Annotated in this window: 18 protein-coding genes, 1 tRNA gene, 1 other RNA gene, 1 pseudogene and 1 riboswitch; of the genes and pseudogenes, 17 read left to right on the top strand and 4 right to left on the bottom strand. The window is 73.6% G+C overall.

The genetic code is table 11. The features are described from left to right. The first annotated feature begins 78 nt into the window (after window positions 1-78). The 6 genes from AB0F71_RS27185 to AB0F71_RS27160 all read left to right on the top strand — a co-directional run bounded on the left by AB0F71_RS27185 (window position 79) and on the right by AB0F71_RS27160 (window position 7,333). Window positions 79-1,215, top strand: coding sequence for a S41 family peptidase (locus AB0F71_RS27185; RefSeq protein ID WP_360239094.1), 1,137 nt, complete (start codon window positions 79-81; stop codon window positions 1,213-1,215). Between the two features lie 63 nt (window positions 1,216-1,278). Next, window positions 1,279-1,755 (top strand): SsrA-binding protein SmpB, encoded by a 477-nt coding sequence (smpB, locus tag AB0F71_RS27180; RefSeq protein WP_097237694.1) that lies wholly within the window; start codon window positions 1,279-1,281, stop codon window positions 1,753-1,755. A gap of 86 nt (window positions 1,756-1,841) precedes the next feature. Continuing rightward, window positions 1,842-2,223: a transfer-messenger RNA gene (gene ssrA, locus AB0F71_RS27175) on the top strand. Window positions 2,224-2,375: 152 nt separating this feature from the next. Beyond that, a complete protein-coding gene (locus AB0F71_RS27170) occupies window positions 2,376-4,679 on the top strand; it encodes a UvrD-helicase domain-containing protein (RefSeq protein ID WP_360239091.1) in 2,304 nt (767 codons plus the stop codon). Window positions 4,680-5,028: 349 nt separating this feature from the next. Beyond that, window positions 5,029-6,498, top strand: coding sequence for an NAD-dependent malic enzyme (locus tag AB0F71_RS27165; RefSeq protein WP_360239088.1), 1,470 nt, complete (start codon window positions 5,029-5,031; stop codon window positions 6,496-6,498). A gap of 553 nt (window positions 6,499-7,051) precedes the next feature. Then, window positions 7,052-7,333 (top strand): HU family DNA-binding protein, encoded by a 282-nt coding sequence (locus AB0F71_RS27160; protein ID WP_188304146.1) that lies wholly within the window; start codon window positions 7,052-7,054, stop codon window positions 7,331-7,333. Window positions 7,334-7,417: 84 nt separating this feature from the next. Here AB0F71_RS27160 and murA read toward each other — a convergent pair whose 3' ends face one another. Further along, window positions 7,418-8,758: a UDP-N-acetylglucosamine 1-carboxyvinyltransferase gene (gene murA / locus AB0F71_RS27155; RefSeq protein ID WP_360239085.1), complete on the bottom strand. Its 1,341-nt coding sequence runs from the start codon at window positions 8,756-8,758 to the stop codon at window positions 7,418-7,420. A 308-nt stretch (window positions 8,759-9,066) separates the two neighbouring features. On the opposite strand from murA, the gene AB0F71_RS27150 reads away from it, so the two are divergent. The 6 genes and pseudogenes from AB0F71_RS27150 to AB0F71_RS27125 all read left to right on the top strand — a co-directional run bounded on the left by AB0F71_RS27150 (window position 9,067) and on the right by AB0F71_RS27125 (window position 16,457). Beyond that, entirely contained in the window at window positions 9,067-9,651 is a 585-nt protein-coding gene (locus AB0F71_RS27150) for a YqgE/AlgH family protein (protein ID WP_360239082.1), read from the top strand. A 96-nt stretch (window positions 9,652-9,747) separates the two neighbouring features. Next, window positions 9,748-10,032, top strand: a complete 285-nt coding sequence (locus AB0F71_RS27145; protein ID WP_360239079.1) for a DUF3039 domain-containing protein — start codon at window positions 9,748-9,750, stop codon at window positions 10,030-10,032. A 91-nt stretch (window positions 10,033-10,123) separates the two neighbouring features. Next, window positions 10,124-11,734 carry a beta-N-acetylhexosaminidase gene (locus AB0F71_RS27140; RefSeq protein ID WP_360239076.1) on the top strand — a complete coding sequence of 537 codons (1,611 nt, stop codon included), beginning with the start codon at window positions 10,124-10,126 and terminating at the stop codon, window positions 11,732-11,734. A 324-nt stretch (window positions 11,735-12,058) separates the two neighbouring features. Beyond that, window positions 12,059-12,925 carry an FAD binding domain-containing protein gene (locus AB0F71_RS27135; protein ID WP_360239122.1) on the top strand — a complete coding sequence of 289 codons (867 nt, stop codon included), beginning with the start codon at window positions 12,059-12,061 and terminating at the stop codon, window positions 12,923-12,925. A gap of 77 nt (window positions 12,926-13,002) precedes the next feature. Continuing rightward, window positions 13,003-13,449 (top strand): annotated as a pseudogene (locus AB0F71_RS27130) ((2Fe-2S)-binding protein); the annotation flags it as partial. 677 nt (window positions 13,450-14,126) lie between these two features. Further along, complete coding sequence (locus AB0F71_RS27125; protein ID WP_360239073.1) at window positions 14,127-16,457, top strand: xanthine dehydrogenase family protein molybdopterin-binding subunit; 2,331 nt, start codon at window positions 14,127-14,129, stop codon at window positions 16,455-16,457. Between the two features lie 125 nt (window positions 16,458-16,582). On the opposite strand, the gene AB0F71_RS27120 is transcribed toward AB0F71_RS27125, so the two are convergent. Further along, window positions 16,583-16,654 (bottom strand) — tRNA-Cys (locus AB0F71_RS27120). Window positions 16,655-16,737: 83 nt separating this feature from the next. Continuing rightward, window positions 16,738-16,804, top strand: a riboswitch (guanidine-III (ykkC-III) riboswitch). A gap of 44 nt (window positions 16,805-16,848) precedes the next feature. Between AB0F71_RS27120 and AB0F71_RS27115 the strand changes: the two genes are divergently transcribed. Both AB0F71_RS27115 and AB0F71_RS27110 read left to right on the top strand, forming a co-directional pair. Beyond that, on the top strand, window positions 16,849-17,163 hold the full coding sequence (locus tag AB0F71_RS27115; protein WP_360239070.1) for an SMR family transporter: 315 nt from the start codon (window positions 16,849-16,851) through the stop codon (window positions 17,161-17,163). 95 nt (window positions 17,164-17,258) lie between these two features. Continuing rightward, window positions 17,259-18,698 carry an MFS transporter gene (locus AB0F71_RS27110; protein WP_360239067.1) on the top strand — a complete coding sequence of 480 codons (1,440 nt, stop codon included), beginning with the start codon at window positions 17,259-17,261 and terminating at the stop codon, window positions 18,696-18,698. Between the two features lie 7 nt (window positions 18,699-18,705). Here AB0F71_RS27110 and AB0F71_RS27105 read toward each other — a convergent pair whose 3' ends face one another. Beyond that, complete coding sequence (locus tag AB0F71_RS27105; RefSeq protein ID WP_360239064.1) at window positions 18,706-20,007, bottom strand: hypothetical protein; 1,302 nt, start codon at window positions 20,005-20,007, stop codon at window positions 18,706-18,708. A gap of 444 nt (window positions 20,008-20,451) precedes the next feature. Here AB0F71_RS27105 and AB0F71_RS27100 point away from each other — a divergent pair, with 444 nt between their 5' ends. Genes AB0F71_RS27100 through AB0F71_RS27090 form a run of 3 tightly spaced genes read left to right on the top strand, consistent with a single transcriptional unit; the run spans window position 20,452 to window position 24,982 of the window. After that, window positions 20,452-21,093, top strand: a complete 642-nt coding sequence (locus tag AB0F71_RS27100) for a class F sortase (protein ID WP_360239061.1) — start codon at window positions 20,452-20,454, stop codon at window positions 21,091-21,093. Beyond that, the gene (locus AB0F71_RS27095) at window positions 21,090-22,415 is read left to right on the top strand and encodes an alpha/beta hydrolase-fold protein (RefSeq protein ID WP_360239058.1); all 1,326 of its coding nucleotides are present in this window, start codon (window positions 21,090-21,092) and stop codon (window positions 22,413-22,415) included. The genes AB0F71_RS27100 and AB0F71_RS27095 overlap by 4 nt, the downstream gene beginning before the upstream one ends. Continuing rightward, a complete protein-coding gene (locus AB0F71_RS27090; protein ID WP_360239055.1) occupies window positions 22,382-24,982 on the top strand; it encodes a rhomboid family intramembrane serine protease in 2,601 nt (866 codons plus the stop codon). Before AB0F71_RS27095 ends, AB0F71_RS27090 begins: the two co-directional genes overlap by 34 nt. Window positions 24,983-25,063: 81 nt before the next feature. Here AB0F71_RS27090 and AB0F71_RS27085 read toward each other — a convergent pair whose 3' ends face one another. Beyond that, complete coding sequence (locus tag AB0F71_RS27085) at window positions 25,064-25,492, bottom strand: SsgA family sporulation/cell division regulator (RefSeq protein WP_360239052.1); 429 nt, start codon at window positions 25,490-25,492, stop codon at window positions 25,064-25,066. Between the last annotated feature and the right edge of the window lie 216 nt (window positions 25,493-25,708).

Here is a 25,708-nt window from a genome sequence, read left to right as displayed (position 1 = left end):
GCCGTACGGGGCCGTCGCCGTTCCGCGCTCGGTCGTTCCGGCCCGCCGCGCGCGGTGCGGTGTCTACACTCCGTTGCCATGCTGCAAACTCCGCGCAGGGCACGTCAGGTGGCCGCCCTCAGCCTGGTGTTCGGTGCCGTGCTGCTGGGCGGCGCCGCCACCGGGGCCTGGGGCGGCCCGGGCCACCCGCCGCGCCGGGCCTCCGCCGACGCGGCCCCCGCCGCCGCCGGACTCCCGACGGACCCGGCGGGCGCCGCGCTGTCCGAGCAGCAGGCCGAGCACCTGCTGGCGGCCGGCGGCGACCGCTGGGGCGCGTACTACAGCGCCCAGGAGTACGCCGAGTTCAGCCAGGGCCTGGACGGCCGCTACCCCGGGGTCGGCCTGTCGGTCGGCCGCGGCGAGGACGGCGTCACCGAGGTCTCCCAGGTCACCCCGGCCGGACCGGCCGCCGAGGCCGGGATCGCCCCCGGCGACCGGCTGCTGCGGATCGACCGGGACCAGGCCGACCGGCTGCCGGTCACCGAGGTGGTCGCCCGGCTGCGCGGGCAGGGCGACGAGCGCCGGGCCGGCTCCGAGGTCACCCTGGCCGTCCAGCGCGACGGCGGCGAGGTGCGCGAACTGCGGCTGCGGCGGGTGCTGCTGGACAGCCGGCAGGTCACCGCGGAGCACCTGGACAAGGGCGTGCTGCGGATCACCGTCCGGGCCTTCACCAGCGGCGTGGCCGAGCAGGTGCGCGCCGCGCTGCGCGCCCCGCACGCCGGTGTGGTGCTCGACCTGCGCGGCAACTCCGGCGGGCTGCTGGAGGAGGCGGTCGGCACGGCCGGGAGCTTCCTGGACGGCGGCGCCGTCGGCTCCTACCAGGAGCGCGGCGAGAAGCGGGAGTTGACCGCCCCGCCCGGCGGCGACCGGCGCAGCCCGCTGGTGGTGCTGGTGGACGGCGGCACGATGAGCGCCGCCGAACTGCTCGCCGGGGCCCTCCAGGACCGCAGCCGCGCCGTGGTGGTGGGCTCCCGGACCTTCGGCAAGGGCACCGTCCAGCAGCCCAGCCGGCTCGCCGACGGCGCGGTGCTGGAGCTGACCGTGGGCCGCTACTACACCCCGGCCGGGCGCTCCCTGGACGGCACCGGCCTGACCCCGGACGTCCCGGCGGCCGCGGGCGAGGACGCCGACGCGCTCGCCCTGCGGGTCCTGGCGGGCCTCGGCACCCAGTCCTGACCCGGTCGCCGGGCGGTAAAGCGGCTGCCCGAACCGGCGTCGAAGTGCGAGAATGGCCGCGCTATGGCAAAGGAAACCGGACAGAAGCTGATCGCGCAGAACAAGAAGGCGCGACACGAGTACACGATCCTCGACACCTACGAGTGCGGCCTCGTGCTCACCGGCACCGAGGTCAAGTCGCTGCGTGAGGGGAGGGCCAACCTGGTCGACGGCTACGCCTACATCCAGAACCACGAGGCCTGGATCGACAACGTCTTCATCCCCGAGTACACCCAGGGGACGTGGACCAACCACGCGGCCCGGCGCAAGCGCAAGCTGCTGCTGCACAAGCTGGAGATCCGCAAGATCGAGACCAAGGTCCGCGACGCGGGCCACACCCTGATCCCGCTGTCCCTGTACTTCAAGGACGGCCGGGTCAAGCTCGAACTCGCACTGGCGGTCGGCAAGAAGCTGTACGACAAGCGCCAGACGCTGCGGGAGAAGCAGGACACCCGCGAGACGGCCCGTGCGGTGGCGGCCGCCCGGCGGCGTCAGGGTTAATCCGCTGGACCCTTGCCCGTCGCCTCGCGTACTATGGCGCAAGCAACACGGACGGTCACCGTCCGAGCTGTTTCTCAACAAAACATGGGGATGATCGGTTTCGACAGGGGATGTTGAAACAGGGGAAGCGAGCCGAGGAACGCGGCAATGATCTCGTTAACCACGTGTCGCAAAAAAATAATCGCCAACTCTAAGCGCGATTCCCAGCAGTTCGCTCTCGCTGCCTAATAAGCACCGATAGCGCTTGGGTGTCAGACCGGGGAGTTCCCGACCCGGACCCTGGCATAATCTAGGGAACTCAACCGTCCGCCCGGGCTGCGGGGGTGGATGGGAAATCAAACAGCAGCTGGGCCTGTTGGCGGCTTGTCCGTGTGACCGCCAGGGCCGAGAAAAGCACAGCGGACTGCGCTCGGAGAAGCCCTGAATTAACTCCACTGGACCCGGGTTCGATTCCCGGCATCTCCACCACCCCATGTTGACACCGAAGGCCGTCCACCGCTGATGCGGAGGGCGGCCTTCGGTTTTTGTACGTTCCGGAGCAGCGCGTGCGGGGGGTCGCGGCGTAGGATCATCCGTCCGCTCGTTTTCCGGAGCCGGATTCCGTCGCAACCCCCGAGGCCATGCAGAGCAACACGGACACCACCCCCACCACCGATCACGAGACCGTCCGCGAGCGTGAGATCGCCGGTGAACAGCAGCACCTCGACACCGTCTACCACCGGCTGGAGGAGAAGCTCGCCGAGGCGGAGTACATCCTGGAGGACGCCGCCAAGCGGGTCCAGGTCGGCACTCCCGGCGCCCTCGCCGAGCGCGACGCCCAGGTCTACCGGGCCGGCGCGCACCTCCAGCGGCTCAACAACGAGTTCGAGGACTTCCTCTTCGGCCGGATCGACCTCCAGCAGGCCGACGCGCCGGAGGAGCACGGCATCCCCTCGAACACCCCGCTCGACCCGGCCGACCCGGCCGTCGCCGAGACCCTGCACATCGGCCGCCTGGGCGTGCTGGACGCCGAGTACGGCCCGCTGGTGATCGACTGGCGGGCCCCGGCCGCCGCGCCGTTCTACCGCGCCACCCCGGTGGAGCCCGGCCGGGTGATCCGCCGCCGGGTGATCCGCTCCAAGGGCCGCAAGGTGATCGGTGTCGAGGACGACCTGCTGCGCCCCGACCTCACCCCGACCCTGGACGGCCGGGAACTGGCCGTGGTCGGCGACGGCGCGCTGATGGCCTCGCTGGGCCGCGCCCGCAGCCACTCCATGCGCGACATCGTCTCCTCGATCCAGAAGGAGCAGGACGAGGTGATCCGGGCCGCCGCGGCCGGGGCCACCCTCGTCACCGGCGGCCCCGGCACCGGCAAGACCGCCGTCGCCCTGCACCGCGCCGCCTACCTGCTCTACCAGGACCGCCGCCGCTACGCCGGGGGCATCCTGGTGGTCTCGCCCACCGCGCTGCTGGTCTCCTACACCGAGGGCGTGCTGCCCTCGCTCGGCGAGGAGGGCCAGGTCGCGATCCGCGCGGTCGGCTCGCTGGTGGACGGCATCGAGGCCGCCACCTACGACGCCCCGGAGGCGGCCCGGGTCAAGGGCTCGGCCCGGATGGTGCAGCTGCTGCGCAGGGCGGCCCGGGCGGCGCTGGAGCTGGGCGCCCCCCAGGAGCTCAAGGTGGTCGCCCGCGGCGAGGTGCTGCGACTGGACGCGGGCCGGCTCAAGGCCGTCCGCGGCAACGTGGTGGGCTCCGGCGGCACCCCGCTGAACCTGCTGCGCCCGCGCGCCCGCCGGCTGCTGCTGGACGCCCTGTGGCAGGAGGCCACCCGGCACCTGCCCAGGCCGACCGACCACTACGCCCGGGAGCAGCGCCAGGAGGAGAAGGAGTCCTTCGACGACTACGTCTCGGACGAGTCGTCCTTCCTGGAGTTCCTGGACGCCTGGTGGCCCGCGCTGACCCCGCGCCGGGTGCTCGGCACGCTCAAGCAGACCCGGCACACCAACCGGATCGCCCGCCGTGCCGTCACCCCGGACGAGGCCAGGCTGCTGGCCGCCTCCTGGCGCCACCTGTCGCCGCAGGGCGAGGGCGAGCTGTCCGCGCACGACGTGGCGCTGGTGGACGAGCTGCAGGTGCTGCTCGGCGAGCCGGCCCGTCCGAAGGTCCGCGAGGTGGACGCGGTGGACCTGCTGAGCGGCCTGGAGGAGGTCACCACCTTCGCCGACCGCAACTCCCGTCAGCGCGAGCGTCAGCCGGTGGAGCGCAAGGAGTACGCGCACGTGATCGTGGACGAGGCCCAGGACCTCACCCCGATGCAGTGGCGGATGATCGGCCGGCGCGCCCGGATGGCCACCTGGACCATCGTCGGCGACCCGGCGCAGTCCTCCTGGCCGTTCCCCCAGGAGGCCCAGGCCGCGCTGGACGAGGTGCTGGCGGGCAAGCCGCGCCGCCGCTTCACGCTGACCGTCAACTACCGCAACCCGGCCGAGATCGCCGAGGTCGCGGCGAAGGTGCTGGCGCTGGCCGCGCCGGGCACGCCCTCGCCGAGCGCGGTGCGCCACGTCGGGGTGGAGCCGCGCTTCGCGGCCGTCACCGACCCCGCGCCGGAGGCCTTCGGCAAGGCCGCCCGGGCCGAGCTGGAGCGACTGCTGGGCGAGGTGGACGGCACCGTGGCGATCGTGGTGCCGATGGACCGCCGGGCCGAGGCAGCCGGCTGGGCCGAGGGCCTGGGCGAGCGCGCGGTGGTGCTGGGCAGCCTGGAGGCCAAGGGCCTGGAGTACGACGCGACGGTGGTCGCCGACCCGACCGGCATCGCCGGCGAGTCGGAGGCGGGCCTGCGGGTGCTCTACGTGGCGCTCACCCGGGCGACCCAGCGGCTGACGGTGCTGTCCGGCCCTGACGACCTGCCGGACGCGGCCGGCGTGCCCGCGCTGCTGCACGGCTGACGGCCCCCACGACGAAGGCCCCTCACCACTGGTGAGGGGCCTTCGGACGTTGATGACACCGACCCGCCATGCTCGCCTCGCGGCAAGTGGTCCCTCTGAGGGACGAAGGTTGGGCCCGGGGGCTTGGATCGAGCCGGTGTCCCGTCCAATGTAACGCATCGGCCGGGAGAGGCAAGGAGTGTGCGCCCGGAGACTGTGGGCGACGCGGTCGGCTTGTCGGATCCGCACACTCAATGAACGTTATTTCTGGCAAGCCCTTGGAAGGTGCGACGATCGAGGTCTAGCATGCGCAGGCGATGCCTTCAACAAAATGTTGAGCCTGCGGGACAGACGGAAGAAGGAAGCGTCGATGGCGACGGTGCCCAGTGTCTCCAACTCGATCACCGTGCGAATGGAGGTCCCGGCCCGCGGCAACGCGGTCAGCGCGATCACCACCGCAGTGGAGTCCTCCGGCGGATCGGTGACCGGTCTCGACGTCACCGCCTCCGGTCTGGAGGCGCTGCGGATCGACGTGACGGTCGCGGCCTCCTCGGTGGCGCACGGCGAGGAGATCGTCGAGAAGCTCCGGGCGATCGACGGCGTGTCGATCGGCAAGGTCTCGGACCGCACCTTCCTGATGCACCTCGGCGGCAAGATCGAGATGTCCTCGAAGCTGCCGATCCGCAACCGTGACGACCTCAGCATGATCTACACCCCGGGCGTGGCCCGGGTCTGCATGGCGATCGCCGAGAACCCCGAGGACGCCCGCCGCCTGACCATCAAGCGCAACAGCGTCGCCGTGGTCACCGACGGCTCGGCGGTGCTGGGCCTGGGCAACATCGGCCCGGCGGCCGCGCTGCCCGTCATGGAGGGCAAGGCGGCCCTGTTCAAGCGCTTCGCCGGGATCGACGCCTGGCCGATCTGCCTGGACACCCAGGACACCGACGAGATCGTCGCCATCGTCAAGGCGATCGCCCCGGGCTTCGCCGGGATCAACCTGGAGGACATCTCCGCGCCGCGCTGCTTCGAGATCGAGGCCCGGCTGCGCGAGGCCCTGGACATCCCGGTCTTCCACGACGACCAGCACGGCACCGCGATCGTGGTGCTGGCCGCCCTCACCAACGCGCTGAAGGTGGTCGGCAAGGAGATCGGCGACATCCGCGTGGTGATGTCGGGCGCCGGCGCGGCCGGCACCGCCATCCTCAAGCTGCTGCTGGCCGCCGGTGTCGAGCACGCCACCGTCGCCGACGTGCACGGTGTGGTCCACCTGGGCCGTGAGGACCTCAACGACAGCCTGCGCTGGATCGCCGAGCACACCAACCGCTCGGGCCGCACCGGCAGCCTCAAGGAGGCCGTGGCGGGCGCCGACGTGTTCATCGGCGTCTCGGCCCCGAACGTCCTGGACGGCGACGACCTGGCCACCATGGCGGAGCGCTCGATCGTCTTCGCGCTGGCCAACCCGGACCCGGAGGTCGACCCGGCGGTGGCCCGGCAGACCGCCGCCGTGGTGGCCACCGGCCGCAGCGACTTCCCGAACCAGATCAACAACGTACTGGTCTTCCCGGGTGTCTTCCGCGGCCTGCTGGACGCCCAGAGCCGCACGGTCAACACCGAGATGATGATCGCCGCGGCCCGCGCGCTGGCCACCACCGTCGCCGACGACGAGCTGAACGCCAACTACATCATCCCGAGCGTCTTCCACAAGGACGTCGCCAAGACCGTCGCCGCGGCGGTGCGGGAGGCGGCCCTGGCGGACGCCCAGGAGGCCGCGCCGGCCCGTCCGACCCCCGGCATCGTCGGCACCCTGGACACCTCGGCCTTCCCCACCGTCAAGCTCTGACGGCCCCGGCCGGGCGCCTGACGGCCCGACTCGTGGGCCGGTCGCCGGTCGGTCGTCGGTCGGTCGTCGGTCGGTCAAATGTCCGATTAGCGGCCATACCCGCCCAAGCGCGCCCCGAACCCTTGCGACACAAGGGCGAGGGGCGTGTTTGGGCTTGTCGTGCCTAGGGCGTACGGTAGCCCTGCACGGGGCAGGCGTGTCCGACAAGTACGGAACGTCCCCCTGGTCTTCCGGCGTGTCGTCCCGACCGCCGTCCGCGCCCGGTCCGCCGGAGCCGACGGAGCGTCACACCTCCAACGGGCGGGCGATGTTCGGGTGGCTCGGCCGGGGCCCGATTGGCTTTCTCGGGGCCGGTCGGGGCAGGATTCGTTCCCAGGCAGGCGGCGGGCCTCTTCACGGCTCCGGCGCGCGGCATACGGGTACGGACCCGGCCTGCGACCACGCATTGCCTGCATGAGCACAGTGTGCGGACCTGCGGCCTATCCGGGTGCCCCCCGGTGGGAGCACCGATGGGCCCCCGTACACCGCAAGCGAACAGACCACAGGAGTACACATGAACCGCAGTGAGCTGGTGGCCGCGCTGTCCGAGCGCGCCGAGGTGACCCGCAAGGACGCCGACGCCGTTCTGGCCGCCTTCGCCGAGATCGTCGGCGAGGTCGTCGCCAAGGGCGACGAGAAGGTCACCATCCCCGGTTTCCTGACCTTCGAGCGCACCCACCGCGCTGCCCGCACCGCCCGCAACCCGCAGACCGGCGAGCCGATCCAGATCGCGGCCGGCTACAGCGCCAAGGTGAGCGCCGGCTCCAAGCTCAAGGAAGCCGCCAAGGGCGTCTGAACCACCCCTTGAACGCCCGAGAGGCCGGGCTCCCCGCGGGGAGCCCGGCCTCTCGCCGTGCGTGCGGTCACTCGGTGAATGTCCCTACGCGTCGACCAGCTGCTCGCTGGGCAGCTCGACGTGGGCGCCGAGGTCCCGCAGCTTCTCCATGAAGTTCTCGTAGCCGCGGTTGATCAGGTCGATGCCGTGCACGGTCGAGGTGCCCTCGGCCGCCAGCGCCGCGATCAGGTACGAGAAGCCGCCGCGCAGGTCCGGGATGACCAGCTCGGCGCCCATCAGCTTGGACGGGCCGGACACCACCGCGGAGTGCAGGAAGTTGCGCGCGCCGAAGCGGCACGGGGTGCCGCCCAGGCACTCGCGGTAGAGCTGGATGTGTGCGCCCATCTGGTTGAGCGCGCCGGTGAAGCCCAGCCGCGACTCGTACACCGTCTCGTGGACGATGGACAGGCCGGTGGCCTGGGTCAGCGCGACCACCAGCGGCTGCTGCCAGTCGGTCTGGAAGCCCGGGTGCACGTCGGTCTCCAGGGCGATCGCCTTGAGCTCGCCGCCCGGGTGCCAGAAGCGGATGCCCTCGTCGTCCACCTCGAAGGCGCCGCCGACCTTCCGGAAGGTGTTGAGGAAGGTCATCATCTCCAGCTGGCGGGCGCCGCGGACGTAGATGTCGCCCTTGGTCGCCAGCGCCGCGCAGGCCCAGGAGGCGGCCTCCAGCCGGTCCGGCAGGGCCCGGTGGTTGTAGCCGTTCAGCTCGTCCACACCGGTGATCAGGATGGTGCGGTCGGTGCCCAGGGTGATGATCGCGCCCATCTTCTGCAGCACGCAGATCAGGTCGACGATCTCCGGCTCGATGGCCGCGTTGCGCAGCTCGGTGACGCCCTCGGCGAGGACGGCGGTGAGCAGCACCTGCTCGGTCGCACCGACCGAGGGGTAGGGCAGCTCGATCTTGGTGCCGCGCAGCCGCTGCGGGGCGACCAGGTAGGTGCCCTGCGGGTGCTTCTCGATGGTGGCGCCGAACTGGCGCAGCACCTCGAAGTGGAAGTCGACCGGGCGGCCGCCGATGTCGCAGCCGCCCAGGCCCGGGATGAAGGCGTGGCCGAGGCGGTGCAGCAGCGGACCGCAGAACAGGATCGGGATCCGCGAGGAGCCCGCGTGGGCGTCGATGTCGGCGACGTTGGCGCTCTCGACGTGCGAGGGGTCGAGGATCAGCTCGCCGTCCTCGTCGCCGGCGCGCACGGTCACGCCGTGCAGCTGCAGCAGGCCGCGGACCACCTTGACGTCGCGGATGTCCGGGACGTTGCGCAGTCTGCTGGGGCCCTGGCCGAGGAGGGCGGCGACCATGGCCTTGGGGACCAGGTTCTTCGCACCGCGGACGCGGATCTCGCCTTCGAGCGGGTTTCCGCCGTGGACCAGCAGGACGTCGTCGGTCATCGTTCTCGCAATCCGGGGTGCCAGAGGAGTGGGAACGGCTCCGGTGCGGAACCGCTGGTGGACCGGTGGTACGGGCGTACGGGCGCGTTCGGGCCCCCGGAGAATCCGAGTCGGCACCGTAGAGGGGCGTCCACCATCCGTAGATGGTAGTGGGCGTCCCGGTGGTTCCCGTGAGCCTCTCCCGTGATGGTGCTCTCTCCGGCCCCGCTCCCGCCCGCCGGTTCGGCCGTACGGGTGTTCGTCCGGCGTGGCGGGGTTTCGGGTGTTGCGGTGTCCGACCGGTGCCGTTCTGCGGGATCATGTGTGGCATGACGGCGGCCCATTCGTACGGAGGCCGGTCGCACACCGGCCGTCTGCTCGTCGCGACGCCCATGCTCACCGACCCGAACTTCGCCCGGGCGGTGGTGCTGCTCCTCGACCACGACGCCGAGGGGGCGCTCGGCGTGGTGCTCAACCGGCCGACGCCGGTCGAGGTGGGCAGTGTGCTGGACGGCTGGGGCAGACTCGTCGGGCAGCCCGCGGTGGTGTTTCAGGGCGGGCCGGTGGCGCTGGACTCGGCGCTCGGCCTGGCCGTCGCGCCGGGGGAGCCGGGCACCGGGGAGCCGCTCGGCTGGCGCCGGGTGCACGGCGCGATCGGCCTGGTCGACCTGGAGGCGCCGCCGGAGGTGCTGGCCGGCGAGCTGGGCAGCCTGCGGATCTTCGCCGGGTACGCGGGCTGGTCGCCCGGCCAGCTGGAGTCGGAGCTGGGGAGCGGTGCCTGGTACCTGGTGGACTGCGAGCCCGGGGACGTGTCCAGCCCGGAGCCGGAACGGCTGTGGCGCTCGGTGCTGCGCCGCCAGCGCGGCCCGCTGGCCCTGCTGGCGACGTACCCGGACGACCCGACGATGAACTAAGGCGTGTCTTGACCGGCCCGGTGTCGACGCCCGTGGAACCCGGCCCGCCGCGTGACACTGGCCCGGTTTCCCGGGGCGCCCATAGACTTGGCACCCATGAGCACTCTTGAGCCCGAGCGCGGCCTCGGCACCGGCACCCTGGTCGAGCCCGTCCCGCAGGTGTCCCACGGGGACGGCGACCACGAGCGCTTCGCGCACTACGTCCAGAAGGACAAGATCATGGAGAGCGCGCTCTCCGGATCCCCGGTGGTGGCGCTGTGCGGCAAGGTGTGGGTGCCCGGGCGCGACCCGAAGAAGTACCCGGTCTGCCCGATGTGCAAGGAGATCTACGACGGCATCGGCAAGCCGCAGGGCGGCGACGGGGACAACGGCGGCAAGTAGTCCGCCGCCGTCCGCAGGACGCCGTTTTGCATAGCACCGCGTTTGCGAGGTGGTCTGTGCCAATCGTTCCGGGCCTGGGCAGGATGTCGGGATGGACCTCATTCCCGCACCTTCGAGTGCCGTCCGGCGCCCGGACGGGGACTTCCCGCTCGACGCCGCCACCACGCTGACCGCACCGCCCGCACTGGCCGACGCCGAGCGCTGGCTGCGCGGCACGCTGTCCGCCGCCACCGGGCTGCCGCTCGGTCCGGGCCGGCCGGGCACGGGCATCGAGCTGGTCCTGGACGGCACCCTGGCCGCCGAGGCGTACCGGATCGCGGTGCGCCCCGGCCACGCCCTGCTCACCGCCGGCGGCCCGGCCGGCGCCCTGTGGGCGGCCCAGACCCTGCGGCAGCTGCTCGGGCCGGACGCCTACCGCCGCTCCCCGCTGCGGGCCGGGGGCTGGGTGCTGCCCGGCGCGGACATCGCGGACGAGCCCCGGTTCGGCTGGCGCGGCGCGCTGCTGGACGTCGCCCGGCACTTCCTGCCCAAGTCCGACCTGCTGCGCTTCGTCGACCTGCTGGCCGCGCACAAGCTCAACGTGCTGCACCTGCACCTGACCGACGACCAGGGCTGGCGGGTGGAGATCAAGCGCTACCCGCGGCTGACGGAGCGCGGCGCCTGGCGGGAGCGCTCGATGGTCGGCTACCGGACCGGGCAGCGCCGGGACGACCGCCCGCACGGCGGCTACTACACCCAGGACGACCTGCGCGAGATCGTCGCCTACGCGGCCGCGCGCGGGGTCACCGTCGTCCCGGAGATCGACCTGCCCGGCCACACCCAGGCCGCCGTCGCCGCCTACCCCGAGCTGGGCAACACCGACGTGGTGGACACCGCCGCGCTCGGCGTCTGGACCGACTGGGGGGTGAGCCACCACGTGCTCAACGCCTCCGAGGAGACCCTGCGCTTCTTCGAGGGGGTGCTGGAGGAGGTCCTGGAGCTGTTCCCGTCCGAGTTCGTCCACCTCGGCGGCGACGAGTGCCCCAAGGAGCAGTGGAAGGAGAGCCCCGCCGCCCAGGCCCGGATCCGCGAGCTGGGCCTGGCCAACGAGGACGAGCTGCAGAGCCACCTCATCCGGCACTTCGACCGCTGGCTGGCCGAGCGCGGCCGCCGGCTGATCGGCTGGGACGAGATCCTGGAGGGCGGGCTGGCCCCCGGCGCCGCCGTCTCCTCGTGGCGCGGCTTCGGCGGCGGGATCGCGGCCGCGAAGGCCGGGCACGACGTGGTGATGTGCCCCGAGCAGCACGTCTACTTCGACCACCGGCAGGCGGACGGGCCGGACGAGCCGATCCCGGTCGGTTTCGTGCGCACGCTGGAGGACGTCTACCGCTTCGAGCCCGTCCCCGAGCAGCTGGACGGGGAGGCCGCCCGGCACGTGATCGGCACCCAGGCCAACCTGTGGAGCGAGTTCATGGACAGCGCCCGGGACATCGACTACCGAGCCTTCCCCCGGCTGGTCGCCTTCGCCGAGGTCGCCTGGTCCGCGCTGCCCGCCGTACCCGCCGAGCGCGACTACGCCGGCTTCGAGCGGCGGCTGCGGGGCCACCTGGCGGTGCTGGACGCGCTGGGCGTCGAGTACCGCCCGGCCGACGGGCCGCACCCCTGGCAGCGCCGGCCCGGGGTGGCGGGGCGGCCGATCGAGGGGCCGCCGCCGGTGCGCTGAGGTCGTGCGCGCGGTGCGCTGATGTGTCCGTCGGGAACTTATGGACGGTCATCTGACGTCAAGAAGAGATGAACATCTGCCCCGGTCCCGTTCGGACCGGGGCAGATACCGCCCGGTATCCGTCCCAATCGGGCAGTCCCGGTCACCGGTCCCGAAATGATCATCGAGCATTGTGTGCCAGAGTTGCCCAACCCGGCCCGATCGCCCGTACCCTACGGCCAGGCCGGGCTGCTGACGCGGACAGTGCAGTGCGGCCACGGCCGCGGGCGGCAGACGATCGATGAGCAAGTGGAGCACGGTGGGACCCAGGTGAACCGGACGATCATGCTGCCGGCCTCGCTCGACGAGGCCGTCGACGCGTTGGCCGCCGCCCCGGCCGCGGTACCGGTGGCCGGAGCCACCGACCTCATGGAAGCCGTCAACGCCGGACGGCTGCGCCCCGCCGCCCTGGTCGGCCTCGGCCGGATCACCGAACTGCGCGGCTGGCGCTACGAGGACGGCGGCACCGCGGTGCTCGGCGCCGGACTCACCCACGCCCGGATGGACCGCCCCGACTTCGCCGCCCTCATCCCCGCCCTCGCCGACGCCGCCCGCACCGCCGGCCCGCCGCAGGTCCGCAACGTCGGCACCCTCGGCGGCAACGTCGTCACCGCCGCCCCGGCCGGCGACACCCTCCCGGTGCTCGCCGCCCTGGAGGCCACCGTCACCCTCGCCCGGGCCGGCGGCAGCCGCGAGGTGCCGGTCAGTCACCTGCTCACCGGACTCGACCCGGTGCGCCCCGGCGAACTGCTCACCTGGGTGCGGGTCCCGCTGCTGCACGCGCCGCAGGTCTTCCTCAAGGCCACCGGCCGCAGCGGCCCGGCCCGCGCCACCGCCTCCGTCGCGCTCGTCCTCGACCCGGCCCGGCGCGCCGTGCGCTGCGCCGTCGGGGCCGTCGCCCCGGTGCCGCTGCGCCCGCTGGAGGCCGAGGCCTGGGTGGCCGGCTGCATCGACTGGGACGGCAGCCGGGAGATCGACCCGGCCGCGGGCGCCGCCTTCGGCGAGTACGTGGCCGCCGCCTGCGTCCCCGACAACTACGGTGCCGAGGGGGCCTGGGAGGCCGTGACCGAGGGGCCGACCGCGGCCGCCGTTCGGCTGCGGCGTACCGTATCGGTGCTGGCCCGACGGGCACTGGGAAGGGCGCTGAAGTGACCACAGACCCCATCGAGACCCTCGACGCCGACCCGCTCGGCTCCACCCCGCAGGTCAGCCGGGAGCTGCGCCCGTGCGCCTCCTACACGCTGCGGGTCAACGGTTTCGAACGGCCCGTCACCGACGCCTGGATCGGTGAGAGCCTGCTCTACGTGCTGCGCGAGCGGCTCGGCCTGGCCGGTGCCAAGGACGGCTGCGAGCAGGGCGAGTGCGGGGCCTGCTCGGTGCAGGTCGACGGCCAGCTGGTGGCCGGCTGCCTGGTGCCCGCCGCGCTGGCCGCCGACAGCGAGATCAACACCGTCGAGGGCCTGTCGGCCGGCGGCGGCGCGAGCGACGTCCAGCAGGCGCTGGCCGCCTCCGGCGCCGTGCAGTGCGGCTACTGCACCCCCGGCATGGCGATGGCCGTGCACGACCTGCTCCAGCGCAACCACCGGCCCACCGAGGTCGAGGCCCGGCAGGCGCTGTGCGGCAACCTGTGCCGCTGCACCGGCTACCGCGGGGTGCTGGCGGCCGTCCAGACCGTCGCGGACGCCCGCGCCCTGGAGGTCGAGGAGGCCGAGGAGGCCGCCGCCGCGGCCTCCTCGACCGCCGAGGGGAACACCGCGGCCCCGGCCGCGGAGACCGGGGCCCCGGCCGCCGCCGAGCCGGAGCCGGTCGTCGAACCGCCCGTCTACGCCGACTCCGAGGCCTGGATCGAGCACGTCCCGCAGCCGCCCGTCGAGCCGGCCCCCACTCCGGTGCCCGCCGAGGCCCAGGCCCCGCTGCCGGCCCCGGCCCCCGCCGAGCAGCCGTACGGTGACGGCGGCTACGACACCGGCGTGTACGACACCTCCGCGCTGACCGGGATACGGCCCGGCATCCCCGCCCAGGCCGTCGGCGACCAGGTGTACTACCCCCAGGGCTACCCCGAGCAGGCGTACCAGGCCACCCCCGCGCACGGCACCTACGTGCCGGCCGGCTACCCGGACGGCCACCAGCAGCACACCGGCTACGACACCGGCTACGACGCCCCGGTCTACGAGCCCACCCCCGCGCACGGCACCCCGCTGCCCGGCGCCGTCCACGACGGCACGCCCCCGCACGGCACCCCGTACGCGGACCCGCACGGCACCCCGGCCGAGGCCGGCGTCCCGACCACCGGCGTCCCCTACGGCGCCACCCCCGCCCACGGCATCCGGCTCCCCGAGGACGACCACGCATCATGACGTCGCCTACCGACATCGGCGCAGCACTCCAGCAGGACGGCGGCGAGGGCGGCGCCGCACCGGAGCCCTTCGGCCTGGGCAGCTCCCCGCTGCGCAGCGACGCGCTGCCCAAGGCGCTCGGCATCTACCCGTACGCGGCCGACCTCTGGGCCGAGGGGCTGCTGTGGGGCGCGGTGCTGCGCTCGCCGCACCCGCACGCCCGGATCCGCGGCATCGACACCTCGGCCGCGCTCGCCCTGCCCGGGGTGCACGCCGTGGTCACCGCGGCCGACCTGCCGCCCGGCCCGGACGGCCTGCCGGACGGCGCCCCGGCCGGCCCGATCGTCTCCGACCGCCCGGTGCTGGCCGCCGGCGTGGTGCGCCACCACGGCGAGCCGATCGCCGCGGTCGCCGCCGACCACCCCGACACCGCCCGGCTGGCCGTCGGCCTGATCGCGGTCGACTACGAGCCGCTGGAGGCGGTCACCGACCCCGAGCAGGCCTTCACCGCGCCGGCGCTGCACCCGGACGGCAACCTGTTCCGCCACCTGCCGTTGCGCACCGGGGACCCGGACGCGGCCGGCGAGATCATCGTCGAGGGCCTCTACCAGGTCGGCCGGCAGGACCCGGCCCCGCTCGGCGCCGAGGCCGGCCTGGCCGTGCCGCGCCCGGACGGCGGCGTCGAGCTGCACCTGTCCTCCACCGACCCGCACGGCGACCGCGACCGCACCGCCGCCTGCCTGGGCCTGGAGCCGGACCGGGTCCGCCTGGTGGTCACCGGAGTGCCCGGCGCCACCACCGACCGCGAGGACCTCTCCTTCCAGGTCACCCTGGCGCTGCTGGCGCTGCGCACCGGCCGCCCGGTGAAGATGACCCTCACCCGCGAGGAGTCCTTCCACACCCACGCCTCCCGCCACCCCGCGCTGCTGCGCTACCGCCACCACGCCGACGCCGACGGCACCCTGGTGAAGGTGGAGGCGCAGATCCTGCTGGACGGCGGCGCCTACGCCGACGTCTCCGCCGAGGCGCTGGCCGCCGCGACGGCCTTCTCGGTCGGCCCGTACGTCTGCCCGAACGTGTTCGTGGACGCCTGGGCGGTGCGCACCAACAACCCGCCGGCCGGGCGGATGCGCGGCGAGGGGGCGCTCCAGGCCTGCTTCGCGTACGAGTCCCAGCTGGACCAGCTGGCCGCCCGGGTGGGCGTGGACCCGGTGGAGATCCGCCGCCGCAACGCGATGTCCACCGGCGACCCGCTGCCCACCGGACAGGCCGTCACCTGCCCGGCCCCGGTGAAGGCGCTGCTGGACGCGGTGGCCGCCGAGCCACTGCCGGCCCTGCCGGTGGACGACCCGGACGCCGAGTGGCTGCTGCCGGGCGGTCCCGGCGGGGCCGGGGACCCGGCCGCGGTGCGGCGCGGGATCGGCTACGCCGTCGGCATGGTGCACATGCTGGGCGCCGAGGGCGAGGACGAGGTCTCCACCGCCACCGTGCGGGTCAGCGGGGACCACGCCACGGTGATCTGCGCGGCCGTCGACGCCGGGCAGGGCTTCGCCACGCTGGCCCGGCAGATCGTGCAGACCGTGCTGGGCGTCAGCGAGGTCTACATCGCGCCGGCCGACAGCGACCAGTCGATCGCCGGGCCCTCCGCCCGGGGCCGGCACACCTGGGTCTCCGGCGGGGCGGTCGAGCGGGCCGCGCTGATGGTCCGCCACCAGTTGCTGCAGCCGATCGCGGCCGACTTCGGGATGTCGGTGGAGCTGCTGCAGATCGCCGACGGCAAGATCACCTCCTACGACGGGGTGCTCGGCATGCCGGTCGCGGAGGCGCTGGAGGGCAAGGAGCTCTGGGCCACCGCGCAGTGCCGCCCGCACCCGACCGAGCCGCTGGACGAGTCCGGGCACGGCGACGCCTTCGTCTCCATCTCCTTCTGCGCGATGCGCGCGGTGGTGGACGTGGACATCGAGCTGGGGTCCGTCCGGGTGGTCGAGATGACCGTCGCCCAGGACGTCGGCCGGGCGCTGAACCCGCGCCAGATCGAGGACCGGATCGAGGCGGGCGTGGCCCACGGGGTGGGACTGGCGCTGATGGAGGACCTCCAGACCTCGGGCGGGGTGATGGCCAACCCCTCGCTCACCGGCTACCGGCTGCCGACCTCGCTGGACACCCCGGAGGTGCGGATCGCCGCGCTGCTGGAAGAGCGGGACGTGGTCGCCACCTTCGGGGCCAAGGCGGTCAGCGCCGTGCCCGCGGTGGTCGCCCCCTCGGCGGTCGCCGCCGCCGTCCGGGCCGCCACCGGGCTGCCGGTGGGCCGGCTGCCGATCCGCCCGGAGGACGCCGTCACGGCCTGAGCCTGTGCCCCGGCCGCCGCGCCCGGTGCGGCGGCCGTCGTGCCGGGCTCCCGCGGCGGCCGGAAATGGAACGGGAAATGCGGAATTGCCGGTCGACTTCCGGTCGACCGGCAATTCCGTTTCCGAGGCCGTGGCGGGAATTGAACCCGCGTACATCGCTTTGCAGACGATTCCCTGAGCCACTCGGGCACACGGCCAGTGAATTCAGGATGGCGTACCGGCCGAATGGGGTCAATGACGTTCTGTAAATTCTGTGTGGCAATGTGTGCTACCGTCGGAACAGGTGGTTGATTCCCCCGCCACCCCGGACGAGCGCGTCGTACCCGGTGACGACAAGACGGCGCAGTTCAGCGGCAATCCGGCCGCTGTGGACTGCGGAGGTACGGCCGTCATGGCTTGGCTCGTTCTGATCGTCTCGGGTCTCCTGGAGACCGTCTGGGCGGTGGCCCTGGAATCGTCCAAGGGCTTCTCCCGGCTCACCCCCAGCCTCGTGTTCGGCGTCGCGCTGCTGTTCAGCATGGGCGGGCTGGCGTACGCGATGCGCACCATCCCGATCGGCACCGGCTACGCGGTCTGGGTCGGCATCGGCGCGGTCGGCACCGCGCTCTACGGCATGGCCGTGCTGGGCGACGCGGTGACCATGGCCCGGATCGGCTGCCTGCTGCTGATCGTCTGCGGCGTGGTGGGGCTCAAGGTGCTGCACTGACGCCTGTTCCGGGGCCGGTCCTAGGCCCTGCGACGGATCCGGCCCGGGACTCCGGTCAGGAGTCAAGCACGCGGACGGCTCTTACGATGTCACCCATGACCACTGCCTCCCCCACCTCGGTCGACTCGCCCTCGACACCCTCCGGAGCCGACCCCGGGGGCGGGGTCATGAGCGGCCGCTTCCGGGCCCTGACGCTCGGGATCGTGTCGGTGGTGCTGGTGATCGCCTTCGAGGCGACCGCCGTCAACACCGCGATGCCGACCGCGGCCCGGGAGCTGGACGGCCTGGGGCTGTACGCCTTCGCCTTCTCCGGCTACTTCACCACCACGCTGTTCGCCCTGGTCGTCTCCGGCCAGTGGTGCGACCGGCGCGGCCCGCTCCGGCCGCTGTTCACCGGCATCGCGGTGTTCGGCGCGGGCCTGGTGGTGGCCGGGACGGCGCCGGGCATGTGGGTGTTCGTGGCCGGGCGGGCGATCCAGGGGCTGGGCGGCGGGCTGGTGATCGTCGCGCTGTACGTAGTGGTCGGCCGGGCCTACCCGGAGCGGCTGCGGCCGGCGGTGTTCGCCGCCTTCTCCTCGGCCTGGGTGCTGCCCTCGATCGTCGGGCCGCTGGTCTCCGGGGCCGTCACCCAGCACCTCGGCTGGCGCTGGGTCTTCCTGGCGGTGCCGGTGCTGATCCTGCTGCCGCTGGCGGTGATGGGCCCGGCGCTGGCCCGCTCCGAGCGGGAGCACCCGGTGCCCAAGGGCGCCGACTTCGACCGCCGCCGCACCCTGCTGGCCGCGATGGCGGCGGTCGGCGCGGGCCTGCTGCAGTACGCCGGCCAGCGCCGGGACCTGGTCGGGCTGCTCCCCGGCGTCGCGGGGGCGGCGCTGCTGGCCCCGGCCGTGCTGGGGCTGCTGCCGAAGCGGACCCTGCGGGCCGGGCGCGGGCTGCCGACGGTGATCCTGCTGCGCGGGCTGGCGGCGGGGGCGTTCCTCGGGGCCGAGGCCTTCGTCCCGCTGATGATGACCACCCAGCGCGACCTCTCGCCGACGCTGTCCGGGCTCACCCTGACCAGCGGCGGGCTGACCTGGGCGCTGGGCTCCTGGCTGCAGGGCCGCCCGGGGGCCGAGCGGTACCGCGAGGCGATGATCCGGGGCGGCTTCGTGCTGACGGCGGTGGCGATCGCGGCCGCCGCGCTGGTGCTGGTCCCGGCGGTGCCGGCCTGGGTGGCCTCGGTGGCCTGGGGCGTCGGCGGCATCGGGATGGGGCTGACGGTCGCGAGCGTCAGCGTGCTGATGATGAAGCTCTCCGCGCCCGAGGACGCGGGGGCGAACTCGGCCGCGCTGCAGATGAGCGACGCGCTGGGCAACGTGCTGCTGACCGGTCTGGCCGGGGTGCTGTTCGCGGCGCTGGGCGGCGGGTCGCCGGTCGCGGCGCACGAAGGCGCCGGGGCCGACGGCTCGCCCGGCGCCTTCGCGGTGATCCTGCTGGTGATGGCCGCGGTGGCGGCGCTGGGGGCGCTGCTCGCCGGGCGGGTACGGGTCCGGGCCTGACCGGAGGTCAGGAGGCGGTGGCGGTGGGGGAGGCGGCCGGCGGCGCGGCCGGGGTGCCGAGGAAGGCCTCCCAGCCGCCGGCCGGGGACTGGCCCGGGCCGAGGCTCTGGAGCTTGCGCAGCACCGCCGGGTCCTGGGCGTCCAGCCAGTCGACCAGCTGGCGGAAGGAGACCAGCCGGACCTCCGGCTTGCCCGCGATCGACTTGAGCACGTCCTCGACGGCGTTCATGTAGATGCCGCCGTTCCACTCCTCGAAGTGGTTGCCGATGATGTACGGCGCCCGGTTGCTGTTGTAGGTGCGGTCGAAGCCCATCAGGTAGGAGTCCCGGGCCTGGGCCTGGAAGCCCGGGTAGAGCGCCGGGTCGGCCTTGGTGTTGGGGCCGCACTGGTTGAACATGATGTTGTAGTCCATCGACAGCACCTGGAAGGTGTGCCCGGGGAAGGGGATGGCCTGCAGCGGGAGGTCCCAGAGCGCGCCGCCCTGGATCTTCTGCGGCCAGACCTGGGTGCCGTTGCCGCTGCTGTCGTAGCGCCAGCCGCGCTTGACGGCGGTGGGCAGCAGGTTGCGCTGGCCCTCCAGGCAGGGGGTGCGGCTGCCGATCAGCTCCTTGCGGTAGTCGAAGGGCAGGGCCGGCAGGTCGGTGAAGCCGGTGTTGGTGCGCCAGCTCGTCACGAACTCCATCGCCTGCTGGATCTCGCTCTCCCACTCCTCCGGGGACCACGCGCCGACGCCGGTGGGGCCGCAGAAGTGGCCGTTGAAGTGGGTGCCGATCTCGTGGCCCTCCAGCCAGGCGGCGTGCACGTTCTCCAGGGTGTCGTGGATGTGCTGGTCGCTCAGGTAGCCGATCTCGGAGGCGCCGACCTTGTGCTGCGGCGGGCGGTACAGGTCCTTCTTGGACTCCGGCAGCAGGTAGAGGCCGCTGAGGAAGAAGGTCATCGAGGCGTTGTGCTCCTGGGCCAGCCGGCGGAAGCGGGCGAACAGCCCGTTGTCGAGCTCGCCGGCGCCGTCCCAGGAGAAGACCACGAACTGCGGGGGGCGCTGGCCGGGCTGGAGCCGGTCCGGGACGGGCTGGCGGGGCTGGGGGCCGGTGTCGGAGGTGGAGCCGTCGCCGAGCAGGACGGTCTGCGGCTTCTGCGGGACCGCGGCCGGGGTGGCGCTCTGCCCCTCGGACGCCGGGGTGGCCGGGGCCGCGCCGTCGGCCGCGTGCTCCCCGCCCCCGCCGGCCCGGTCGCTGCCGCAGCCCGCCGCCAGGGTGGCGGCGGTGGCCGCTCCGGCGGCCAGCAGGGTTCGGCGGGAGAGCGCGTCCATGGTCACTCCGTTCGTGAGGTGTTCGACGGGCGGGCGGAGTCCGGCAGGCGTGCGGGGTGCGTGCGGCGCGCGGGGGGTCCGGTCGGCCCGGAGGGGGTGGAGCCCGTGACCGGGTCAGGATGGCATGTGGACCGGAACGGTCGTAGAGGCGCAGCGAACGGTCGCAATCGATCGCCCGATTGACGCAACCGAAACGGCGGACCGAAACGTCGAAGGTGTTCGTACGGGTGGGGGCCGGGTGGGGGCGCCGCATTCGGACGCGGAAGCGGAAGGTCACTTTCCGTGGCCGCGCACCCACTCCGTGCAGGTCCGAAGCCGTCATCCCTGCCGATCGGCGGGTGCGGATCGGGCCGTCGTGAGGACGTGCCCCAGGGTCCGATCCGATTGAATGAGTTCCCAGCAAACTCTCAGGAATGGGATCCGGGCCGGCAGAAGGGAGCACCCGTGGGCGACCGGCAGAGCAGCAGCCCCTGGCCGGGCACCCTGGCGGCCGGCGCCGCCCTGGTGCTCGGCGCCTGGCTGCTGAACGGCGGCGGCTCGCCCGTACTGCCGCCCGCGCCGAGCGGACAGGCGCTGTCGGGCTTCGCCCCGGTCTCCGTCGTCCCCCCGCTCGGCCCGTCCGCCCCGACCCGGATCCGCATCCCGGCCGTCCGCCTGGACGCCCCCGTCACCGAGCTGGGACTGGACCCCGACGGCCACCTCCAGGCCCCGCCCGCGGCCGACCGCAACCTCGCGGGCTGGTACCGCGGCGGCGCCAGCCCCGGCCAGCGCGGCACCGCCATCCTGGCCGGGCACGTCGACAACAAGGCCGGACCGGCCGTCTTCTACCACCTGGGAGCACTCCACCGGGGCGACCGGATCGAGATCGCCCGCGCCGACGGCGCCACCGCCGTCTACCAGCTGTACGCCATCGAAGTGCACGACCGAAAGGACTTCCCGGACGACCGGGTCTACCGCCAGGCCGCCGACGCTCAGCTGCGGGTGATCACCTGCGGCGGCGCGTACAGCGAGGAACACGGCTACGAGGGAAACGTCGTCGCCTACGGATTCCTGGCCGACACCACACCGCCGGGCAAAGCCGCATGACCACGCTCACCCTCGCCAGCCGCTGGAACCCGATCGACTGGCCGCTCACCCACGGTCCCATCCCGCAGGCCGTCCTGCTGGCCGGCTGGGCCGCGCTGTTCGCGCTCGCCGTCGGCCGCGGCCGCAGCTGGTGGCGGGTCCGGCTGCCCGCCGCGCTGATCACCGCGGCGGCGCTCAGCCTGCTGCTGGAGGTCGTCGTCGACGGCTGGTGGCACCCCTTCCCGGAGGGCACCCCCCGGTACGTCACCTGGTGGATAGCCGTCGCCCTGCTGGGCTTCTGCCTGGCGGGGTACCGGATGCGCCGGCTGTCCTGGCCGCGCCGGGGCCTGGCGCTCGGCCTCAGCGGGCTGGTCCTGCTGATGGCCGCCTCCGAGGTGAACACCGGCTTCGGCCAGTTCCCCAACGGGCGGGTGATGCTCGCGCCGTGGCTGACCAGGACCGAGGGCCTGGTCGCCGCCAAGGTGGCGCAGACCGTCTCCGCCCAGCCGCAGCAGGTGCTGGAGGAGGTCTGGCAGCCCCCGGCGAACCTGCCCGACAAGGGCACCGTCTCGGTGGTCCCGATCCCGGGCCTGCGGTCCGGCTTCAAGGCCCGGGACGCGTACGTCTACCTCCCGCCCGCCTACCAGGCCACCCCGCGGCCGCTGCTGCCCGTGGTCGTGATGCTCCCCGGCCAGCCCGGGCAGCCCGGGGACTGGGTGCTCTCCGGGCAGATCAACGCGGCGATGGACGCGTTCGCGGCCGAGCACCACGGCCTGGCGCCGATCGTCGTGATGCCCGACCAGCTCGGCTCGACCTGGGCCAACACGCTCTGCCTGGACTCGAAGATCGCCAAGGTGCAGACCTACCTCGCGGTGGACGTCCCCCGGTGGGTCCAGCAGAACCTCCAGGCCGCCACCGGCCCGAAGGCCTGGGCGATCGGCGGCGCCTCGATGGGCGGCACCTGCGCCCTCCAGCTCGGGGTCAACGCGCCCGACGTGTACGGCACCGTGCTCGACATGTCCGGGCAGGAGGAGCCCACCCTGGGCACCCGCGAGGAGACCGTCAAGGCGGCCTTCGGCGGCGACGGGAAGAAGTTCGAGGCGGTCGACCCCGCCCATGTGATGGCCCGCCGGAAGTTCCCGGACACCAGCGTCGCGCTGGTCGTCGGCGAACACGACGGGGAGTTCAGACCGCAGATGGAGAAGGTCTACCAGCTCGCCCAGGAGGCCGGTATGAAGGCGAAGTTCGAGCTCATGCCGGGAGGTCACGGCTGGGTCGTCTTCCGCCCGGGCATCGTCCGGCAGATACCGTGGCTGGCCCAGCAGACCGGCCTGACCCGGTGATCGGGACGGCGGCGCGCACCGCCAGGGGGCGGGAGCGCGCGGAGGGGCGGGACGCGCAGGGCGCGCAGCCGCAGGACGCCCACCTGGCCCCGGTCACCCCGACGCCGGAGGCCGGGCCGCAGCGGATCCGCCGGGCCGTCCGGGTGCTCGGCGACCGGCTGCGCTCGGCGCCGCTGACCCTGGCGCTGCTGGCCGGGCTCTGGGCCCTCGGCGCGGCGACCGGCAGCCTGTCCGGCGGGCCGTCCGGGCGGCTGCTCGCCCGGGTCGGCGTCGGCCTGCCCACCCTCGGCGAGGGCCGCTGGTGGACGCCGGCCAGCTCGCTCCTCTTCTCCACGGGCATCGGCTCGTACGTCTTCACCAGCCTGCTGCTGCTCCTGGTCGGCCCGGCCGCCGAGCGCCGGTTCGGCCGGCTGCGCACCCTCGCGCTGCTGGTCGGCGGACAGGTGGCCGGCACCCTGCTGGGCACCGGGCTGGTCGCCTTCGGCTCCTCGGCCGGGGAGCAGTGGACCGCCTCGGTGGCCGACCAGACCTCGGTCGGGCCCGCCGTCGGCCTGTTCGCCGTGGCCGGGGTGCTCGGCTACCGGCTCACCGTGCTCTGGCGCCGCCGGCTGCACCTGCTGGTGCTGCTCGTCCCGCTGGTCATGACCCTGTACGTGGGGCACCTGCAGAGCGTCCAGCGCTGCGCCGGCGCGCTGTTCGGCCTCGGCCTGGGCGCCCTGCTCAGCCGCGGCCGGCCGTACCTGCGCGCCCACCGCTCCTCGCACGGCGAGACCCGGGTGCTGGTCGCGCTCTGCCTGGTCGCCGCCGCCTGCGGGCCCCTGATCGCCTCGCTGTACGACAACGCCAGCGGGCCGTTCAACACCTTCTCCGAGCTGTACCTCTCGCACCGGCTCAGCCCCGAGGAGGTGGCCGACTTCTGCGCCGCCTCGGCGCACGACTGCGCCCGGGCGCACGCCGTCGAGCGGATCTTCGACACCCCCGCCCGGCTGATGGCAGCGCTCTTCCCGGCCCTGCTGCTGGTGCTCGCCGAGGGGCTGCGCCGGGGCCTGCGGTTCGCCTGGCGGATCAGCGTCGTCACCGAGGTGCTCTGGGCCGCGCTGCTGGCCTGGCTGTACTTCGAGGCCGGGCCGGTCGACGGGGACGCGGTGCAGTACTTCGTCGAGGCGATGCTGCTGCCGCTGCTGACCACCGTCCTGCTGCTGGCCACCCGGCAGCGGTTCCGGCTGCGGCTGGCCGGCCGGGCGGTGCGCCGACTGGCCGCCGTGGTCGGCGGGGCGGCGCTGGTGGCGGCGGCCGCGTACGTGGGCCTCGGGCGGCTGGTGGCCGGGCAGTTCGAGCCGGGGGCGGGCGTGCGCGGGCTGGTGAACGGGCTGCCCGCCCAGTTCCTGCCGCCCGCGTACAACGACCTGCTGCCGGACTACCCGATAGCCGTCGGCCCGATGGCGCTGTTCCTGGAGACGTACTGCGGACTGGCGTTCTGGGTGGTCGCGCTGCTCGCGCTGCTGTCGGCGTTCCGCCGTCCGGTGCTGCGCACCGACACGGCGGCGGCCGCCCGGGCCCGGGCGCTGCTCGCCGAGCACGGCGGCGGGACGCTGTCCTTCATCACCACCTGGGAGGGCAACCACTACTGGTTCGACGAGCGGGGCCGCGCGGCCGTCGCCTACCGGGTGATCGGCACCGTGGCGCTGACCACCGGCGACCCGTTCGGCGCCCCGGAGGAGCGGGCCCGGGCGGTGGCCGGATTCGCCCGCTACTGCGACGCCCGCGGCTGGACGCCGTGCTTCTACAGCGTCTGCGCCGAGACCAGGGCGGCGGCCGCGCAGCTGGGCTGGCGCTCGGTGCAGGTCGCCGAGGACACCGTGGTGCCGCTGCCGGAGCTGGCCTTCACCGGCCGCAAGTGGCAGGACATCCGCACCGCCCTGAACAAGGCCGGCAAGCAGGGCATCACCGCGCAGTGGTGGACCTACCAGGAGGCGCCGCTCGCGCTGCGCGACCAGATCCGGGCCATCTCCGAGGAGTGGGTCTCCGAGAAGGGCCTGCCCGAGATGGGCTTCACGCTCGGCGGTCTGGAGGAGCTGGACGACCCGGACGTGCGGGTGCTGGTCGCGGTGGACCAGGACCGGGTGGTGCACGGGGTCACCAGCTGGATGCCGGTGTACGAGGACGGTGTGCCGGTCGGCTGGACGCTCGACTTCATGCGGCGGCGCTCGGACGGCTTCCGCGGCGTGAGCGAGTTCCTGATCGCCTCGGCCGCGCTCGGCTTCAAGGGCGAGGGCGCCCGCTTCCTCTCGCTGTCGGGGGCACCGCTGGCCCGCGCCCGGCAGGACGAGGAGCCCGCCGGTCTGCAGCGGATGCTGGACTGGATGGGCCGGGTGCTGGAGCCGGTGTACGGCTTCCGCTCGCTGCTGGCGTTCAAGGCGAAGTTCCAGCCGGAGTACCGGCCGATGTACATGGCGTACCCCGACCCGGCCGCGCTGCCCGGCATCACCAGGGCGATCGGCAAGGCCTATCTGCCGCACCTCACGGCGGCGCAGGGGGTCCGGCTGATGCGCAAGCTGTCCGGCTGAACCGGGTGATGCGCAAGGAGTCCGGCTGAACCGGCTGAACGGCTGAACCACCCGCCCCGGAGGCGAGCGGGCGAACGGCCGTCAGCCGAGCAGCTGGGCGAGGGCGCGGTCGGCGTCCAGGTGCAGGTGCTCCTCGCCCTCCGGGACGAGCAGGCGGCTGCGCCACAGGAACCGGCGCAGGTCCCCGGTGTCGAACCGGAGCAGCGCGGTGCCCTCCGGGGCCCGCAGCTCGACCATGGTGCGCCGGTCGAGGGTGGGGCGGACGTGGACGTCGCCGACGCCGGCCGGCAGCTCCAGGCCGGCCGAGAGCAGCTGACGGGCGAACACCCAGACGATGTCCTCGCCGGCCCGCTCGTCCGCGGGCCCGTCCAGCGAGAACTCGGCCGGGAAGGCCATCCGGACCGCGTACGGGTCCTCCGGCAGGTACGACAGGACCACGCGCAGCCGGGCGGAACGCTGCGGGGAGAGGATCAGACGGGCCTGGACGGTCTCTTCGACGGCGGAGTACAAGGGGTGGGTCCCTTCGTTCGGCGCGGGCCGCCCGACGGCAGGTGGGGTTGGGGCGGCCTCACCCTGGTGAGAGTGCCGGGGACGGTGGGGATTACCCGGTTCCACGAGTGAATCCACGTGACCTGCGTCACATCGATTTCCGGCCGTCCGGGCCCGGCGCGAAGCCCGTCCTGGAGGTCCGAGCGGCGCCGGGCCGGTAGGCTGGGCGGGTTGTCC

This window comes from Kitasatospora sp. NPDC028055 (assembly GCF_040637885.1).
In the GTDB taxonomy this organism is placed as follows: Bacteria; Actinomycetota; Actinomycetes; order Streptomycetales; family Streptomycetaceae; genus Kitasatospora.
This window is presented reverse-complemented; position numbering and strand designations above follow the sequence as displayed.

What these genes read in the sequence shown, in the direction of transcription:
- AB0F71_RS27185 (WP_360239094.1), top strand. Translation starts at nt 79, where the DNA reads ATGCTGCAAACTCCGCGCAGGGCACGTCAGGTGGCCGCCCTCAGCCTG.
- smpB (WP_097237694.1), top strand. Translation starts at nt 1,279, where the DNA reads ATGGCAAAGGAAACCGGACAGAAGCTGATCGCGCAGAACAAGAAGGCG.
- AB0F71_RS27170 (WP_360239091.1), top strand. Translation starts at nt 2,376, where the DNA reads ATGCAGAGCAACACGGACACCACCCCCACCACCGATCACGAGACCGTC.
- AB0F71_RS27165 (WP_360239088.1), top strand. Translation starts at nt 5,029, where the DNA reads ATGGCGACGGTGCCCAGTGTCTCCAACTCGATCACCGTGCGAATGGAG.
- AB0F71_RS27160 (WP_188304146.1), top strand. Translation starts at nt 7,052, where the DNA reads ATGAACCGCAGTGAGCTGGTGGCCGCGCTGTCCGAGCGCGCCGAGGTG.
- murA (WP_360239085.1), bottom strand. Translation starts at nt 8,758, where the DNA reads ATGACCGACGACGTCCTGCTGGTCCACGGCGGAAACCCGCTCGAAGGC.
- AB0F71_RS27150 (WP_360239082.1), top strand. Translation starts at nt 9,067, where the DNA reads ATGACGGCGGCCCATTCGTACGGAGGCCGGTCGCACACCGGCCGTCTG.
- AB0F71_RS27145 (WP_360239079.1), top strand. Translation starts at nt 9,748, where the DNA reads ATGAGCACTCTTGAGCCCGAGCGCGGCCTCGGCACCGGCACCCTGGTC.
- AB0F71_RS27140 (WP_360239076.1), top strand. Translation starts at nt 10,124, where the DNA reads ATGGACCTCATTCCCGCACCTTCGAGTGCCGTCCGGCGCCCGGACGGG.
- AB0F71_RS27135 (WP_360239122.1), top strand. Translation starts at nt 12,059, where the DNA reads ATGCTGCCGGCCTCGCTCGACGAGGCCGTCGACGCGTTGGCCGCCGCC.
- AB0F71_RS27125 (WP_360239073.1), top strand. Translation starts at nt 14,127, where the DNA reads ATGACGTCGCCTACCGACATCGGCGCAGCACTCCAGCAGGACGGCGGC.
- AB0F71_RS27115 (WP_360239070.1), top strand. Translation starts at nt 16,849, where the DNA reads ATGGCTTGGCTCGTTCTGATCGTCTCGGGTCTCCTGGAGACCGTCTGG.
- AB0F71_RS27110 (WP_360239067.1), top strand. Translation starts at nt 17,259, where the DNA reads ATGACCACTGCCTCCCCCACCTCGGTCGACTCGCCCTCGACACCCTCC.
- AB0F71_RS27105 (WP_360239064.1), bottom strand. Translation starts at nt 20,007, where the DNA reads ATGGACGCGCTCTCCCGCCGAACCCTGCTGGCCGCCGGAGCGGCCACC.
- AB0F71_RS27095 (WP_360239058.1), top strand. Translation starts at nt 21,090, where the DNA reads ATGACCACGCTCACCCTCGCCAGCCGCTGGAACCCGATCGACTGGCCG.